A 17325-nucleotide genomic window follows, 5' to 3' on the forward strand; every position below is an offset into this window, starting at 1 on the left:
CTGAATCGAAGAAAAGTAGTAGTACATGTCTACGTGGCAGGCGGGAGAACTATGCGTAAGCTTGGTCGACGAATCTCTCCCAAGTGTGAAAGGTTCAGCGAGTTACCACATAGGCTGGTTACAGGGAGGGGTTTTTCCATGCAGACAAAGCGTAAACCAATCGTGGGTGTAGCCCTGGGTTCTGGGGGTGCTCGCGGTTTTGCACATATTGGTGTATTGAATGCGTTAGAAGCACATGGTATTCAGATTGACATGCTGGCTGGCTCGAGTATGGGCAGTCTGATTGGGGCCGTCTATGCCAACGGGATTGAACCGAGCATGATGGGAAAGCTTGCCATGAATTTAAAACGAAAGCATTGGCTCGATTTAACTGTACCCAGCATGGGCTTTGTTACGGGGGAAAAGATCAAGCAATTGATTCGCCTGTTAACGCACGGGAAGCGCCTGGAAGAGCTGAACAAGCCGCTTGCCATTGTCGCGACGGATATTGAAACAGGGGAGCGAGTGGTATTTCGGAAAGGCCCAATTGATCAAGCAGTGAGAGCGAGCATATCCATTCCAGGCATCTTCGTCCCTGAAAAAGTAGGGGGGCGGCTTTTAGTCGACGGAGGAGTCATTGATCGTGTGCCGGTGACAGTACTGCGTGAAATGGGTGCCGATATCGTGATTGCGGTAGATGTCGCCCAATTCGATACGCGGGTGGAGGTCAAAAGTATTTTTGATGTCATCGCCCAAACCATTGATGTCATGGAAAGGGAAATTCTGCGACATCGAATCATTGCGGCAGACATCGTAATCAGGCCGGATGTTGGACACTATAGCAGTATCGCATATACGGGTGTCGAAGAAATAATCGAGCTAGGCGAACGTGCGGGTACTGAACATATCGAACGCATTCAGGAACGAATTGCAAATTGGGAGGCACAAGAATGAGTGAGGAACAGCTTTATGCCAACAGACGCAGATCTTCAGGAACCAGAGGCTTTAGCTGGATACTTGCCTTGGTTTTTGTCTTGTTGGGTATTTCTTTTTTTGTACCGACGAATTATTACGTGAGCCGTCCGGGTTCAGCGATTGAGTTGGGGCCGATGATCCAAGTGGAGGGCGGCAAGAAGGACGAGACCGGCTCCTTCATGCTAACGACAGTTCGAATGGGCGAAGCGAATTTGCCGTGGTATTGGTATGCAAAAATGGCGCAGGATGTTGAGCTGTTGCCCAAGGAACTGGTTGTCAGCAAGGGCGAGGACAGCGAAGATTTTATCCGTCGAGAACAAGCAGTCATGGACCATTCACAAAAAATTGCGGAGGCAGTCGCATTCCGTCTTGCTGATTTCGAAGTGAAAATCGAAAAGCAGGGCGTGTGGGTGATGGGTACCTTGGAAGGCTTCCCTGCCCATAAAACGTTGCAAATCGGTGATGTCATTACGTATGTAGACGGGGTTCGCACATCTGAAGCAAAAGATTTGCTGACAGCCCTCTCTGCAAAAAAAGCAGGCGATCAAGTCGAAATTACGTACACAAGAGATGGACAAGAGGCCAAAACGATGTTAACCTTGGAACCACTACCTGAATCCAAGTCAGTTGGAATTGGTGTACGCCCTGACAACAAACAGGAAATCATCATTCCAAAAGAAGTAACCATTGCCTCTCAAGGGATTGGTGGTCCTTCTGCGGGATTGATGATGACGCTGGAGATTTATGACCAGTTAAATACGGAGACGGATTTGACAAAAGGCTATAAAATTGCAGGAACAGGCACGATTTCGTTAGACGGAAAAGTAGGCAGGATCGGTGGCATTAATTTAAAGGTAATCGCAGCGGACAAAGCGGGTGCAGAGATCTTCTTTGCTCCACAGGATACGCCAGATACGAGCTCCAATTACGAGGAGGCGTTAGCAACTGCCAAGCGGATTGGAACGTCAATGAAAGTGGTTCCGATCAAGACGGTAGAAGAAGCGATTACCTACTTGAATGCTCAAAAACCGAAATCTACCTGAGCAAACTAGCTGTCAAGCAAAAATGGTTGACAAAGCTTTGGGCAGGGTCTATAATCATCTTTGTTGTGCATGAGGTGAAATGCTATGAACATTAAGTTAGCAGAGTTAGAGCACCGAAAAGGAGAGCCGTTGCCATTCCAGGTAACTCTGGATGCAGATGAGCTGAAGAAGCGCCATCATGAGATTCGTGGGATTACTCCTGTGACTGCGAGTGGTGAAGCCGTACAGCTGGGCAATCTCTATTACGTAAAAGGAAGCATGAAGGCAGATGTGAATTTTGTCTGCGCGAGATGCTTGAATCCTTTTGTCGATCAGGCAACAGTAGATTTCTCTGAGACATTTGCGCTTGCGGATGATCCGATCCTGCAAGACGACGAGGACAGCGATATTCTTCCTCTGGAAGGCGATGAAATCGAGCTGGACTCACTGCTTCAAGAGGATTTCTTACTGGCTATGCCGACCTTCCCGCTTTGCGAGGAGGATTGTAAAGGTCTGTGCCCGACTTGCGGTGTAAACCGTAATGAAGTGGCATGCAGCTGCAAGAATGAGCGTGTTGACCCGCGATTGGCTGGGTTGGCTGACTTTTTCAAAGACAGCAAATAAGTATTCTTACCGTATTCAAGATGATTCGCCGACCATTCGTGGCAGCGTCTCATTTTTGAAGGATGGCATAAGCATTTTGCCTATACTGTCCACCCAATAGAGCTTCTTAGCATTTGTCAGTTGAAGGAGGTGTAAGGAAGATGGCAGTACCTCAACGGAGAACTTCCAAAACCCGTAAAAGAATGCGTCGTACGCACTTCAAATTAGAGATTCCAGGCATGATCAAATGCGATAATTGCAGCGAATACAAGCTTGCGCATCGTGTTTGCCCAAGCTGCGGTCACTACAAAGGCGTGAAAGTAGCGAAGTAATATTCGCTGCTAAGAAAGCAAGGTGAGAAATCGCCTTGCTTTTTTTGTTCCTTCTTATTGCTTATAATTACTTATAAATGCTTATTATCGCTTGTAACTTTTGCTTAAATGACTTATAATGAAGGCAAGATAAGGATGGGGTTGAGGCTTCGTGTTTCAAGAGGAGAGGCTCGCTGCAATTCTTGCGTATTTGCAGGAGCACCAGCGTATCAGTGTGCTGGAGGTAGTTGAGCAGTTTGGTGTTTCCCGTGACACAGCGAGGCGTGATATCGTCAAGCTGGAGGAGCAGGGGCAAATCCTGCGGACCAGAGGAGGAGCGGTACTGCCCAGCCTTAACAAAAAGAACTACTCCCATCAGGAACGAATGCAGCTTGATTTGACAGGAAAGCGCAGTATTGCGGCAGCAGCGGCACGTCTGATCAAAGACGGCGATTACATGCTGCTCGATGCTTCCACAACTGTTCAGCTCACAGTGGAATCGTTGCAGACCAGCGACCATGTCATCATTACGAATTCATTAGCCACTGCCGCCAGTATGTCCCGAAAAGAAGGCGTTCTTGTCAAGCTACTGGGCGGAGACGTACATGCAGAGGATCAATGTGTGCTCGGTACACGCGTGATTCAAAACCTCGCTGATTTTCATGTCGATAAAGTACTGGTTGGTGCATGCGGTCTTACAAAGGAAGGGCTCATGTCCACGCAGGAGGATCACGGCTTTCTGATTAAAGAAATGATCAAGCGGGCCGATCAAGTGATCATACTCACTGACCATACCAAGTTTGGAAAAAGCATGCTGTATCGCGTTGCAGGTTTTGACCAGATCGATATTATCGTGACCGATAAGCTGCCTGAAAAGGAAATAGCTGAGGCCTTGCACGCCAACGATGTAGAGGTGATTGTAGCTTCCACATGAAGCTATTGATCCATAAAGAAGAGGATAAGTTCCATTTGGCTGGCGTGAATGGGTGACCAGCGTGACAGCAAATGGATTTATCAGGGAGAGTCCTTCAAATGGGAAGGGCTCTTTCTTTTTTTCTTGCATTTGTGTACGGCCCCTGCTATTCTGGTAATCCTGACTTTTCCAAGAGGAGGGTTTTATGGTCTATTGGCGGATTATAAGCAAGAGTTATCGTCGAAATCTTCAGTATCGTTTATCGCATGTCGTCAACAATGTCGCAAGCTCGATTTTTGGGCTTGTTTTTATTGCCATTTGGACGGGGGTCCTTTCTGGAAAACAAGTTTACGGCCCCTATGATGTAAAAACGATGGGGTTTTACATCGCGATTTGTCAAAGTGTTCTCTGGATGACAACATTTTTGTCCCCAGGTCTGAATGTGCAAATCGCGGTTAGAAGCGGGGCTGTCAGTCTGGATATGATCAAGCCTGTTCACTATCTCTGGTACATGCTCAGCCAGGAGTTTGGACGACTTCTGTACAACGCTTGTTACCGAAGTGTTCCGATTGGCTTGCTGCTAGGATTAGCGGTGGGCTTCTTTTTTCCCTCCCAGCCGTTTACTTACTTCTGGTTTATCCTCTCGCTTCTACTAGGAACGTACATAGGCATGCTGCTCTTTTATCTCGCGGGCATTTCTTCCTTCTGGACGACAGAAATTCGCTGGGTACACCTCATCCTTTTGTCATTGATCTTTGGGTTAGGCGGACAAATGATTCCAATAGACTTGATGCCCGGCGTCATTGGAAAGGTAGCGCCTTATTTGCCCTTTTCGGCAATGATTTATTATCCAGTCATGACTTTGCTAGAGCTTGCACCTCCTTATGGCATGCTTGTACAAGTTGGCTGGGCGCTTGTTTTAACGGCAGTTGCTTTATTGGTGACGAATATGGCAAGAAGAAAGCTAGAAATTCAAGGAGGATAACCACATGTTTGCCCTCTATCGCAAACTGATTGCGGCCAGCATTCGCTCGCAAATGCAATACAAGATAAATTTTGTCACGAGCGCTGCCACGACCGGAATGATTATGGTGCTTGATTTTATTATTCTCTCTGCGATTTTGTATCGATTTCACGATGTGGTCGGCTGGAATATTTACGAGGTTGGGATGCTTTACGGGATTTCCTCGGCATCTGTCTCCTTGTATCGGCTGTTTGCCCCGGAAATTAACGACTTTGAGAAGTACATCGTACAAGGGGAGCTCGATCAATTGCTCATCCGTCCTGTTTCGCCTTTGCTTCTGCTATTGACACGCAATCTTGATTTGTCGAGAGTGGGAGGGTTGGTACAAGGGGTGTCTGTTTTGGTCATCTCCTTGTCGGGTCTTGCGGCGGACGGGAAATCGATCATAGGGTTGGTGCTATTTTCACCGGTTGCTATTTTGTCTGGCGGCGTGATTTATTTCTCGATTGGACTTGCTACGGCTGGGGTCGCTTTTTGGACGCATCAGATGAAAGACATGCTGACCTTTACCATTTATGCGCCGGCCAATGCTTCCAATTATCCGATCGGGCTATATCCAAACTGGCTCAAATGGCTGTTTTTCTCAGCGATACCGATCGCGTACATGAATTATTTGCCAATGTTGACGCTTTTGGGCAAAGGGGGCGAATGGTTTTATCCAATACTCACCCCGGTAGCCGCAGCGTTTGCTTTTTATTCCGCTCATATGCTGTGGAATGTCGGGATTCGACACTACCATAGTACAGGGAGCTAAGGAGGGGTAACATGATTGAAGCAAAGCACATCGAAAAATCATTTTTCCTGAATCAAGCCAAAGAGGGGCGCTTTGCTTCTCTACGAACACTCTTTTCTCGTGAACGAAGGGAAGTCAAAGCCGTCCATGATATCTCCTTTTCCATTGGCAGAGGCGAGTTCGTAGGATATATCGGGCCGAATGGCGCAGGAAAATCGACGACAATCAAAATGCTGGCAGGCATTCTTCATCCCAGTCAGGGGGAAATACGAATAGGTGGATATAGTCCACAGCGGGAAAGAATTCAAGTAGCCTCACAGATCGGAGTGGTGTTCGGACAGCGAACACAACTGTGGTGGGATTTGCCAGTCAGAGATTCCTTCGAGATTTTGCAAGCGATGTACAAGATTGACAACCAAGCATATCGGCGATCAATGGAGGTGTATCAGGAACTGCTGGATCTCCATGAATTCCTTGATACACCAGTGCGTAAGTTGTCGTTAGGTCAAAGGATGAGAGCAGATTTAGCGGCGGCACTTCTGCATGATCCGCCTGTCCTGTTTTTAGACGAGCCTACGATTGGGTTGGATGTGGTTGCGAAGACGCGCATCAGAGCTTTTTTGAAGGGAGTGAATCAGACCCAGAAGAAGACCATTCTATTGACAACTCATGATATGGACGATATTGAACAACTCTGTAATCGGATTATCGTGATTAATCATGGCAAAAAGATGATGGATACGAGCTTGACTGAATTGCGGCAACAGATAGGGCTGCCAAGCCTCATACGAATTGAATTTCGACAACCGCCCAAAAAGCTTTACGACCTAGAGGGAATCGAGCGGATGGAGCTTTCAGAGAACGTACTTTCGATTTACTTCGACAAAGGAAAAATTTCTTCGCCGCGAATCCTTGCCGAAGTGGCGGGGTGGGGTGAACCTTTGGACATCCAGATGAAAGAACCGGGGATTGAGGAGATCATTCGTCTCATTTATCGGTAGGGACGGCTACCTAATTTCGCGATCCATACTTGTAATTCCACATCTTCTCCCTTATACTGTGTTTTGGTACCAGGTATTAAAAACAGATCGCAATCATACATAGTACAACTGAATCCTGCTTAAGGGGGTGTTCGGCATCGCCCGCTTGCCAAAAAAAGATCGCCAGTCTCGCTTGGTGCAGTATCTGGCGGATAACCCATTTGCGACGGACGAAGATCTGGCTGAGTTATTTCATGTCAGTATTCAAACCATACGTTTAGACCGACTGGAATTAGGAATACCGGAGCTGCGTGAGCGTATCAAGACAGTCGCAGAGAAAAGTCTTGATCCTGTAAAATCATTGGGCATCGATGAAATCATAGGTGAAATGGTTGATTTGCAGCTTGATTCACAGGCTATTTCCGTATTGGAAATAAAAGAAGAACACGTTTTCTCCAAAACACAAATTGCCAGAGGGCATTATATATTTGCTCAGGCCAACTCATTGGCAGTAGCAGTAATTAACGCAGACGTAGCGTTGACAGCTACGGCGAGGATCCGCTTTGTCCGTCCTGTACGAACAGGGGAAAAGCTGGTTGCCAAAGCAGTGGTGAGAAGCCGTAACGGCGACGAATGCAAGGTGCGCGTAGAGACGAAGGTCCAAGGTGAACTGGTCTTTACCGCAACCTTCCGGGTAGTTGAAATGTCGAGCTACCATAACAGCATGGATGAGGAGTAAGGAGGAATCACGGTTGCGAATTGCAGTGGATGCGATGGGCGGCGATCACGCACCGAAGAGTACCGTATTAGGGGCGCTTGCTGCCATCAAGGAAAACCCGGCCATTACAGTTGTATTGGTGGGAGATGAACAGGCTATTCGGAACCATTTGCCGCAGGATATTCCGGCAAACATTGAAATCGTTCCTGCAGCGGAAGTGATTTTGCCAGATGATGAACCGGTTCGAGCTGTTCGGCGTAAGAAAAATTCTTCGCTGGTCGTAGCAGTTGAGATGGCTCGCGAGAAAAAAGTCGACGCGATGATATCGGCAGGAAATACGGGCGCATTAATGACAGCGGGCTTGCTGTACGCAGGTCGCATGGATGGAATCGAGCGCCCGGCGCTTTGTGCCTATATCCCGAATTCAAAAGGCCGCGTAACACTGACGCTAGACGTCGGAGCCAATATGGATGCCAAGCCACATCAGCTTGTACAATACGCGGTGATGGGGAGCTTGTATGCTGAGAAAGTGTTGGGCTTTGAGCGTCCGACAGTAGGCTTGCTCAATGTCGGGACGGAAGAAGGAAAAGGAAACGAATTGACGAAAGCTGTTTTTCCTCTCCTTCAAGAAGCTGACTTGAATTTTGTAGGAAATGTGGAAGCACGCGATGTTATGCAAGGAGCCTGTGATGTGCTCGTATGCGACGGCTTTGTAGGAAATGTTTTGTTAAAAGCCGTAGAGGGTGCTGCCTCCACAATCTTTTCGCAGTTGAAGCAGGAGTTTACTTCCAGCCTGATTAATAAGCTAGGAGCGGCCATTCTGAAACCTGGATTGGTTCGTTTTAAAAAGAAAATGGACTATGCGGAATACGGTGGAGCTCCCTTGTTGGGATTGAAATCCCCTGTGATCAAGGCTCACGGTTCCTCAAATGAGCGTGCAATGAAAAACGCGATCGTCAGTGCTACGCGGTTTGTTCAGCAGGACGTGAACGAGGTTATCCAGCAATCATTACAGAAAAATACTTTGGGAGAAAGCGAGTGAAGCAGATGAGTGCAAAGCGTTCAGTAGGGATTTTGTCTACAGGCTCTTATACACCGGAGCGGGTATTGACGAACTTTGATCTGGAGAAAATGGTGGAAACTTCTGATGAGTGGATTGTTTCCCGTACTGGAATCAGAGAACGCCGCATTAGCTCACCGGAGCAAGCTTCTTCCGACTTGGCTTACGAGGCTGCCAAAGCTGCTCTCGAAAAAGCAAACATCAGTGCGGAACAGCTGGATATGATCATTGTCGCTACCGTAACACCTGACATGTCGTTCCCGTCTACTGCTTGCTTGTTGCAAGAAAAGCTGGGTGCTACACGCGCCGCTGCAATGGATCTTTCCGCGGCTTGCACAGGCTTTTTGTACGGAATTACAACAGCGACTCAGTTCATCCAAAACGGTTTGTATAAAAAAGTGTTGGTCGTAGGCGTTGAGACCTTGTCCAAAATTACGAATTACAAAGATCGAAATACATGTGTGTTGTTCGGAGACGGTGCGGGTGCGGCTGTTATCGGTGAAGTTACCGAGGGCTACGGCTTCCAGTCCTTTGAGCTCGGCGCAGATGGATCAGGCGGTTCACTCTTGTGCATGCCGGCAGGTGGCTCCAGAACGCCTGCATCTGCTGAGTCTGTGGAACAAGGACTGCATTATCTCTACATGGCAGGCGGAGAAGTTTTCAAATTCGCCGTTCGCGTGATGAATTCTGCAACAGAGGCTGTCTTGTCCAAAGCGGGCGTATCGAAGGATGAGATCGACCTGTTAGTGCCTCATCAAGCAAACAAACGCATTATCGACTCTGCTGTACAGCGTTTTGGTCTGTCTGAGGATAAAGTTGCGATCAATCTAGATCGCTATGGAAACATGTCCTCTGCTTCTATTCCTGTAGCACTGGATGAAGCAGTAAAGGCTGGTCGCGTAAAAGAAGGCGATAACCTGATTCTGGTTGGGTTTGGTGGCGGCTTGACTTGGGGAGCGACGCTCTTGAAGTGGTGCACAACCCCGGCAGAAGGGAGCAAGTAGGAATGGGAAAGGTAGCCTTTGTTTTTCCAGGGCAAGGTTCACAATTTGTAGGAATGGGGCAAGCGCTCTCCGAACAATCGGAAGCGGCCCGTCACATATTTGAGCAGGCTGATGAAGCGCTCGGCTTTTCCTTGTCGGGACTGTGTTTTGCAGGACCAGAAGAGGAATTGAAGCTGACAGCAAACACACAGCCAGCTATTTTGACAGCAAGCATCGCTGTTATGGCAGCATTGAACGAAAAGTTGCCTGACTATAAGCCTGCGTTCGTCGCAGGTCACAGCTTGGGTGAGTATTCCGCTTTGGTTGCAGCTGGGGCCTTGTCCTTTGCAGATGCAGTCAAAACTGTGCGAGCTCGTGGTCAGTTCATGGAAGAGGCAGTGCCAGCGGGACAAGGTGCGATGGCTGCTGTCTTGAACATGGATCGCGCAGCACTGCATGCGGTTTGCGAAGAAGTAACGGCATCTGGACATCCTGTTCAATTAGCGAACATGAACTGCCCAGGCCAAATTGTCATCTCTGGTTCAGCTGAAGGTGTGAAGCTGGCCGGTGAAAAAGCGAAGGAAGCTGGCGCAAAGCGCGTCCTTCCATTGAATGTAAGCGGGCCGTTCCACTCGAGCTTGATGCAGCCGGCAGCAGATAAACTGCAAGCTGTTTTGGCTGGCGTTACGGTACAAGAAGCGGCAGTGCCTGTCGTGGCAAACGTAACAGCTAGGCCAGTATCTGAGGCTACAATCATTGTAGATCAATTGGTTCAACAAGTTTCCGCTCCAGTTTTGTGGGAGGATTCTGTACAATGGATGGTCGAAGCAGGTGTGACCACTTTTGTAGAAATCGGTCCAGGAAAAGTTTTGGCCGGTTTAATCAAGAAAATCGCACCAGCGGATACGACGATTATCTCTGTGCAGGACATGGATTCACTTACTGAGCTTTTGAACGGAGGGGTACTATGTTAACTGGAAAAACAGCACTGGTCACAGGGGCTTCCCGTGGTATCGGGCGTGCGATTGCATTGAAGCTGGCAGAAGCTGGCGCGAATGTAGTTGTCAATTACGCAGGTAGTGAAGCGGCAGCGAGTGAAACTGTTGCCCTTATTAAAGAAATGGGCCGCGATGCCATTATGATTCGCGCGAACGTTTCTTCTACAGAAGATGTCAACGAGATGTTCAAAGCAGCTTTGGAACATTTTGGTGTGATCGATATTCTCGTGAACAATGCGGGAATTACTCGCGATAACCTGATCATGCGTATGAAAGAAGACGAGTGGGATGATGTGATTGCGACGAATCTGAAGGGTGTATTCAACTGTGTAAAAGCAGCGACTCGCCCGATGATGAAGCAGCGTTCAGGCAAAATTATCAACATCACTTCTGTGGTAGGTGTTTTGGGGAACGCAGGACAAGCAAACTACGTGGCGGCAAAAGCTGGGGTTATCGGCTTGACGAAGACGGCTGCTCGTGAGCTGGCTAGCCGTAATATTACGGTGAATGCTGTTGCGCCAGGATTTATCGATACAGAAATGACTGCTGTATTGCCGGAAGATGTCAAAGCAGGGCTCACAAGCCAAATTCCGCTTGCCCGTTTGGGACAAACAGATGATATCGCATCTGTCGTGCTGTTCCTGGCATCCGACGCAGCCAACTACATGACAGGGCAGACCCTGCACGTAGACGGCGGAATGTACATGTAGGAAGAAAACCTCAAACGAGCGTTTTTACGAGAACTGGTTTTTTGAAAGCTCATCCACTATAATACGGGAGAGGGGGTGAAGCAAGATGGCAGATACTTTGGAGCGTGTAAAGAAAATCATCGTCGATCGTCTGGGTGTAGATGAGTCCAAAATTACTTTGGAAGCTTCTTTCAAAGAAGACCTGGGCGCTGACTCCCTGGATGTGGTTGAACTCGTAATGGAACTCGAAGATGAGTTTGATTTAGAGATTTCCGACGAAGATGCTGAAAAGATCACTTCTGTTGGTGAGGTTGTTAAATACATAGAATCTCACAAGTAGGTTGATCTGTTGGAAGTCCCGTACCATACGGGACTTCTCCTTCAATAGTCACCTGTACATAATCCAAATAAATACACGTTTTGCATGCAGTGAATGTTAGAAGCTGACTGCTGACTTTCATATAGAGGTGATTGCAATGAAACGCAGAGTGGTGATTACTGGCGTTGGTGTCGTTTCTCCAGTAGGGAATGACGCACAGACTTTTTGGAACAGCTTGCTGGAAGGAAAATCAGGCATTGACCGTGTGGCTGCCTTTGACGCTTCTGATTATCCAACACAAATTGCAGGCGAAGTGAAAAACTTCGATCCTGAGCAGTATATGGACAAGAAAGAAATCCGACGTACAGACCGATTCGTTCAGTTTGGATTAGCTGCTGCCAAAATGGCTGTAGAAGATGCAAAACTGGAGATCACGCCAGAAAATGCGGAACGAGTGGGTGTATACATCGGGTCCGGAATCGGTGGTCTGACTACATGGGAAGAACAGCATTCCGTCTTGTTGGAAAAAGGACCACGTCGTGTGAGTCCATTCTTTATTCCGATGCTAATTGCGAACATGGCGTCTGGTGCAGTATCCATTCAATACGGTGCAAAAGGACCAACCTCCAGTGCGATTACCGCTTGTGCGACAGGTACAAACGCAATCGGTGAAGCACTGCGTTTGATCCAGTTCGATCACGCAGATGTCATGATCGCAGGTGGAGCAGAAGCAACCGTGCGTCCAATGGGATTTGCAGGCTTTTGCTCAGCGAAAGCGATGTCCACCAGAAACGATGAGCCACAAAAAGCAAGCCGTCCGTTTGATAAGGATCGCGATGGCTTTGTAATGGGCGAAGGTGCTGGTGTTCTGATTCTGGAAGAGCTCGAGCATGCGAAAAAACGTGGAGCAACGATCATCGCGGAACTCATTGGCTACGGGATGAGTGCAGATGCGCATCATATTACTTCTCCATCTCCTGGTGGCGAAGGAGCTGCGCGTTGCATGGCAAGCGCACTGAAAGACGCTGGCGTTGACCCAACAGAAGTCCAATATATTAATGCACATGGTACTTCTACTGGCCAAGGAGATATCGCAGAAACACAAGCGATCAAGACTGTATTTGGCGAGCACGCATACAAATTGGCTGTCAGCTCGACCAAATCGATGACAGGCCATTTGCTGGGTGCTACTGGTGGCGTCGAGGCAATCGCGACGGCATATGCGCTACGTGATCAAATACTGCCTCCAACAATCAACTTGGAAAACCCGGATCCAGAATGTGATCTGGACTATGTTCCGAACCATGCGCGTAAGGCGACCGTCAATGTGGCTGTTTCCAATACATTTGGATTCGGCGGTCACAACGCAACGGTAATCCTGAAGCGATACGAAGCATAAATGAGCCCTACTGATAGAAAAAGTAGGCAGTCTCCTGGAATGGTGGTGAGGGTGATGAATTTTGCACAGCTGCAAGAAACGATAGGCTTTCGCTTTCGCGATGAAAGTGTTTTGCGGCAGGCATTCACCCATTCTTCCTACGTGAACGAGCAACGCGGCAAACGAATATCAGACAATGAGCGGCTAGAGTTTTTGGGGGATGCTGTGTTGGAGTTGACCGTCTCCCAGTTTTTGTATAAAACTTTTCCGAAGATGAGCGAAGGGGAAATGACAAAGCTGCGTGCAGCCATTGTCTGTGAGCCTTCTCTCGTCAAGTTTGCTGAACTGTTGAATTTTGGCGATCTCGTATTGCTGGGAAAAGGGGAAGAGCTGACAGGTGGACGTCAGCGACCAGCCTTGCTAGCGGACGTTTTTGAGGCGTTTGTAGGTGCGCTTTACTTGGATCAGGGGTTGGAAGCAGTCTTTTCCTTTATGGAAAAATACGTCTACCCGCGCATTGACAAAGGAGAGTTTGCCCAGGTAACCGACTTCAAGAGCCAGTTGCAGGAATTTGTTCAACAAGACAATCTGGGAGACATCCATTACCGAATTGTAGAAGAAAAAGGACCAGCTCATAATCGAGAGTTCGTATCTGAGGTGCTATTGAACAATCGTTCGCTTGGCATCGGCTCTGGCCGCTCCAAAAAAGAAGCGGAACAGCAAGCTGCTGCACGAGCATTGGTCAAGCTGGGGGATAAATAATCACTCGTCAGCGAGAAGGGCTGCATCATCTGCTACAAGATGGTGCAGCTTTTTTCTTTCCGGTGGGAAACAGAGGGAAAATACTGCGAGATGACCGCTATCTATGATACACTTACCTACAGATGACCATGTAGGCTCGTAGTAGGTAGCTCCTGTTCAATGCAGGGGCTTCTTTTCGGGTACCATCCGATCCTTGCATGTTTGTAAGCCTGTCCATTTGGCAGGCAGTCTTGGATGGTTTCTTAAGGAGGACCGTACGTATGTATTTGAAACGCCTGGAGCTGGCTGGATTCAAATCCTTTGCCGATCGCACGGAATTGGAATTTGTACCAGGGGTAACAGCCGTAGTGGGACCGAATGGAAGTGGGAAAAGTAACGTTTCTGACTCGATCCGCTGGGTGCTGGGGGAACAGAGCGCGAAGTCGTTGCGTGGGGCGAAAATGGAAGACATTATTTTCGCGGGCAGTGACAAGCGCAAGCCAGTGAATTTCGCAGAAGTGACACTCACCTTGGACAATACAGATCGTTCGCTCGATGTGGAATATTCGGAGGTATCCGTTACCCGCAGAGTGTATCGTTCTGGTGATAGTGAGTACTACATAAACAACAGATCCTGCCGTCTAAAAGACATTATGGAGATGTTCATGGATACCGGGCTGGGGAAAGAAGCGTATTCGATTATCGGCCAAGGTAAAATTGAGGAAATTCTCAGTACCAAGTCCGAGGATCGCCGTGGAATATTTGAAGAAGCAGCCGGAATCGTCAAATACAAAACACGCAAGCGCGAGGCGGAGAAAAAGCTCGATGACACCGAACAAAATCTCGTGCGTATTCACGATATCGTCAGTGAAATTACGGAGCAAATCGGACCTTTGCAAGAGCAAGCAGAAACAGCCAAGACGTACAAGGAGCTTCATCGCAAGCTGGTTGAGCATGAAGTAGCTCTTTACGTGCAGCAAATTGAAGTAGCTCATACGAAGTGGGAAGCAGCAACTGGACGCGTAGAGGAACTCAAGCATCTGTTAATCGGACAAACGACCGAAGCATCCAAGCAAGAAGCTGATTTGGAGCAGGCGCGTTTTCATGTCACCCAAATCGACCAATCGATCGAAGAACTGCAACAAGTGCTTTTGACAGTTAGTGAAGAGACCGAGAAAGTCGAAGGACAACGTGAGGTATTGCGGGAGCGTATGCGTAATCTCAATGCCAATCGCCAGCAGACGATGGAGCAGATGCATCGGATTACTGAGAAGCAGCACGGTCTTGAGGCCGAACTGGCAGAAGAACAAGAGCGGGCCAAGGAAGCGGATCGTCGCATGACTGAAGCCCACGCTTCGCTGCAAGAAGCAGAAGGTCAATTTTTTTCCATGGTGCAATCACTGACAGATGACGTAGAGCGTTTGAAGAGTGATTACTTCGAAAAGCTCAACGAAATGGCGAATCTGCGCAACGAAAATCGTCATCAAGAGCAGCTTCTCAAGACAAGCGAGGCCAGAGTCGAACGTCAATTGTCTGGAAAAAAACAGCTCGATGAAGAAGAAGAGCAGCGTCTAAATCAGTTGAGCCAACTCCAGGATCAGCTGGAGAAGATCGTTTCTACCATTCAAGATACCGGCGTTAGATACAAAGAGCTAGTCGAGGGCATGCGAGAAGGACAAGCCCGCCTTGAAACAGCCCGTCGAGAGCTGCGCCACTGGGAACAAAAGCGGGAAGCAGCGAAGTCCCGTTTTGACCTGTTAAAAGAAATGCAGTCGGAGTTCGCAGGGTTTCAGCAAGGGGTAAAAGAAATTTTGAAAGCACGCGAGCGGGGCTTCAAAGGGATCCATGGAGCAGTCGCTGAGCTCGTTGTCGTGCCACAGCAATACGAGACAGCGATGGAAGTCGCATTGGGTGGCGCACTGCAAAACGTCGTCGTGGACAACGAAGCATCTGGTCGTGCAGCCATTGCTCACTTGAAGCAGCATAATGCAGGTAGGGCAACATTTCTACCGCTTGATGTCATCCGTCCTCGCACCTTGCAGGCAAGCGATAAGCGCCAGCTGGAGGAAGAAAGTGGAGTCGTCGGAATCGCGAGTGAGCTCGTGACCTTTGAGGAAGCGTATCGACCCATCCTCGAAAGTCTATTGGGCAATGTCATTATTACGGAAAAGCTGGAGCAGGCAAACCGTGTGGCCCGTACGCTTGGCTACCGCTACCGCGTCGTGACGCTGGAAGGCGATATCGTGAATGCTGGCGGTTCCATGACAGGGGGTGCCTTGAAAAAGAACAGCACGAACCTGCTTGGACGCAACCGTCAATCAGAAGAGCTGGAAGCACAGCTGGTAGAAATCGACCAGGCAATTTCTGGGCATACTACCCTTATGGAGCAGCTGACGAAGGAACTGGCGCAAATGCAGCAGGAGCAAGAAGCTCTGCGGACAGAGGGCGAAAGCCTGCGACTGAAAGAACAGGAAGTAAAAGGGCTCTTGCAGCAAAAAGAATCGGAAGGCAGATCCTTGGGCGAGCGAGCAAAGCTAGTTGAGCAAGATATTGAAAGCTATCGCCGCGAGATGGAAGAAGCCAAACGCAAGCAAGAGCAGCTGCAAGCTTCTTTGACTGCCATGGAGCAAGAGGAAAAAGAGCTCAGTGAGCAGATCGCAGAAGCTGAGGCGAAACGCCAAGAGCAGCTCGAATCCAAAGAAGAAATGAATCAAAAAATAACGAGTCTCAAAGTGCTGAATGCGCAGGTCAAGCAAGAGTATCAATCACGCTTGGAGCAAACAGAACGCTTGCTGGAGCAAAAAAGCCAATTGCAGCACGAATGGGAAGAGCAAAACGCGAACTTGGCATCTCTTGATGAACTGGAGCGTACGAACGAATCGTCCGGGCTTGAGCTGGATCAGCGCATTAGCGAATTGCGTCAGGATAAAGACCGTGTAGCTGGCTTGATTCAAGAGCGGCGAAGTGAGCGGGCCACTCTCTTTTACAAACAGGAGCAAGTGGAACAGCAGGTCAAGGAAATCCGCCGCGAGGTCAAATCGCTCGAGGAAAAGCTTCATCAGGAAGAAGTAAAAGTCAATCGTAACGAGGTAGAGCTTGATCATCTGTTGAATAAACTCTCCGAAGAATACGAAATGAGCTACGACCTGGCGAAGCAAAAATATCCGGCACGTGGCGAGATTCAGGAAGAGACACAAGTGGTCAATCGTTTGAAAAAGCAGATTGGGGCACTTGGCACTGTGAATCTTGGTGCGATTGAGGAATATGAGCGCTTGTCAGAGCGTCAGCAGTTCTTAAGCTCGCAGGAAGCTGATTTGAATGAAGCAAAAGACATGCTCTATCAAGTGATCCAAGAAATGGACGCAGAGATGTCGCGCCGCTTCAAAGAAACATTTGATGCGATCTCAGAGCAGTTCCGCGATGTGTTTGTCCAACTGTTTGGCGGAGGACGTGCAGATCTTGTCCTCTCCAACCCAGATAATCTGCTTGAGACGGGCATCGATATCGTGGCGCAGCCACCTGGTAAGAAGCTGCAAAATCTTGCGCTCTTATCCGGGGGCGAACGTGCTTTGACTGCAATGGCCTTGCTATTTGCCATCCTGCGTGTGAAGCCAGTGCCATTCTGTGTATTGGATGAGGTAGAAGCCGCTTTGGATGAGGCAAACGTTAATCGTTTCGCCGAGTACATGCACCATTTCAGCAACCAGACGCAGTTTATTTGCGTCACACACAGAAAAGGCACAATGGAGAGCGCAGACGTGCTATACGGTATCACGATGCAGGAGGGCGGCGTGTCCAAACTCGTCTCCGTGAAACTGGAGGACAGTGACAAATTTATCGAATCAGCCTCTTAAACGGATTTGCCATTCAATTGATACTACCCGCAAAGGAAGATGAAC

The 17325-nt window shown here is 48.6% G+C and carries 17 protein-coding genes; all 17 read left to right on the forward strand.

Annotated elements, in window-relative coordinates; all coding sequences use genetic code 11:
• Window positions 1-138: 138 nt before the first annotated feature.
• Window positions 139-933, forward strand: a complete 795-nt coding sequence (locus HP401_RS08850; RefSeq protein ID WP_173604771.1) for a patatin-like phospholipase family protein — start codon at window positions 139-141, stop codon at window positions 931-933.
• Entirely contained in the window at window positions 930-1997 is a 1068-nt protein-coding gene (locus HP401_RS08855; RefSeq protein WP_173604772.1) for a SepM family pheromone-processing serine protease, read from the forward strand. The genes HP401_RS08850 and HP401_RS08855 overlap by 4 nt, the downstream gene beginning before the upstream one ends.
• 84 nt (window positions 1998-2081) lie before the next feature.
• Window positions 2082-2600 carry a YceD family protein gene (locus tag HP401_RS08860; protein ID WP_087346950.1) on the forward strand — a complete coding sequence of 173 codons (519 nt, stop codon included), beginning with the start codon at window positions 2082-2084 and terminating at the stop codon, window positions 2598-2600.
• A 140-nt stretch (window positions 2601-2740) separates the two neighbouring features.
• Window positions 2741-2911 (forward strand): 50S ribosomal protein L32, encoded by a 171-nt coding sequence (gene rpmF / locus HP401_RS08865; protein WP_005834357.1) that lies wholly within the window; start codon window positions 2741-2743, stop codon window positions 2909-2911.
• Between the two features lie 151 nt (window positions 2912-3062).
• Entirely contained in the window at window positions 3063-3824 is a 762-nt protein-coding gene (locus HP401_RS08870; protein WP_173604773.1) for a DeoR/GlpR family DNA-binding transcription regulator, read from the forward strand.
• A 184-nt stretch (window positions 3825-4008) separates the two neighbouring features.
• Window positions 4009-4788 carry an ABC transporter permease gene (locus tag HP401_RS08875; RefSeq protein ID WP_173604774.1) on the forward strand — a complete coding sequence of 260 codons (780 nt, stop codon included), beginning with the start codon at window positions 4009-4011 and terminating at the stop codon, window positions 4786-4788.
• A gap of 4 nt (window positions 4789-4792) precedes the next feature.
• Window positions 4793-5581 carry an ABC transporter permease gene (locus HP401_RS08880; RefSeq protein WP_173604775.1) on the forward strand — a complete coding sequence of 263 codons (789 nt, stop codon included), beginning with the start codon at window positions 4793-4795 and terminating at the stop codon, window positions 5579-5581.
• A gap of 11 nt (window positions 5582-5592) precedes the next feature.
• Window positions 5593-6561, forward strand: coding sequence for an ABC transporter ATP-binding protein (locus HP401_RS08885; RefSeq protein ID WP_173604776.1), 969 nt, complete (start codon window positions 5593-5595; stop codon window positions 6559-6561).
• Between the two features lie 127 nt (window positions 6562-6688).
• Window positions 6689-7279, forward strand: a complete 591-nt coding sequence (gene fapR / locus HP401_RS08890; RefSeq protein ID WP_016743276.1) for a transcription factor FapR — start codon at window positions 6689-6691, stop codon at window positions 7277-7279.
• Window positions 7280-7292: 13 nt separating this feature from the next.
• Entirely contained in the window at window positions 7293-8300 is a 1008-nt protein-coding gene (gene plsX, locus HP401_RS08895; protein ID WP_015891899.1) for a phosphate acyltransferase PlsX, read from the forward strand.
• Window positions 8301-8305: 5 nt separating this feature from the next.
• A complete protein-coding gene (locus tag HP401_RS08900) occupies window positions 8306-9322 on the forward strand; it encodes a beta-ketoacyl-ACP synthase III (protein WP_173604799.1) in 1017 nt (338 codons plus the stop codon).
• A 2-nt stretch (window positions 9323-9324) separates the two neighbouring features.
• Window positions 9325-10275 carry an ACP S-malonyltransferase gene (fabD, locus tag HP401_RS08905; protein ID WP_015891897.1) on the forward strand — a complete coding sequence of 317 codons (951 nt, stop codon included), beginning with the start codon at window positions 9325-9327 and terminating at the stop codon, window positions 10273-10275.
• Window positions 10269-11009 (forward strand): 3-oxoacyl-[acyl-carrier-protein] reductase, encoded by a 741-nt coding sequence (fabG, locus tag HP401_RS08910; RefSeq protein WP_015891896.1) that lies wholly within the window; start codon window positions 10269-10271, stop codon window positions 11007-11009. The genes fabD and fabG overlap by 7 nt, the downstream gene beginning before the upstream one ends.
• Before the next feature lie 85 nt (window positions 11010-11094).
• The gene (gene acpP, locus HP401_RS08915) at window positions 11095-11328 is read left to right on the forward strand and encodes an acyl carrier protein (protein ID WP_005834336.1); all 234 of its coding nucleotides are present in this window, start codon (window positions 11095-11097) and stop codon (window positions 11326-11328) included.
• A gap of 136 nt (window positions 11329-11464) precedes the next feature.
• Window positions 11465-12706, forward strand: coding sequence for a beta-ketoacyl-ACP synthase II (gene fabF / locus HP401_RS08920; RefSeq protein ID WP_015891895.1), 1242 nt, complete (start codon window positions 11465-11467; stop codon window positions 12704-12706).
• 54 nt (window positions 12707-12760) lie between these two features.
• Window positions 12761-13447, forward strand: a complete 687-nt coding sequence (rnc, locus tag HP401_RS08925; protein WP_269446205.1) for a ribonuclease III — start codon at window positions 12761-12763, stop codon at window positions 13445-13447.
• A 260-nt stretch (window positions 13448-13707) separates the two neighbouring features.
• Window positions 13708-17280 (forward strand): chromosome segregation protein SMC, encoded by a 3573-nt coding sequence (gene smc / locus HP401_RS08930; protein WP_173604777.1) that lies wholly within the window; start codon window positions 13708-13710, stop codon window positions 17278-17280.
• The last annotated feature ends 45 nt before the right edge of the window (window positions 17281-17325 follow it).

It is taken from the genome of Brevibacillus sp. HB2.2 (assembly GCF_013284275.1).
In the GTDB taxonomy this organism is placed as follows: Bacteria; Bacillota; Bacilli; order Brevibacillales; family Brevibacillaceae; genus Brevibacillus; species Brevibacillus brevis_D.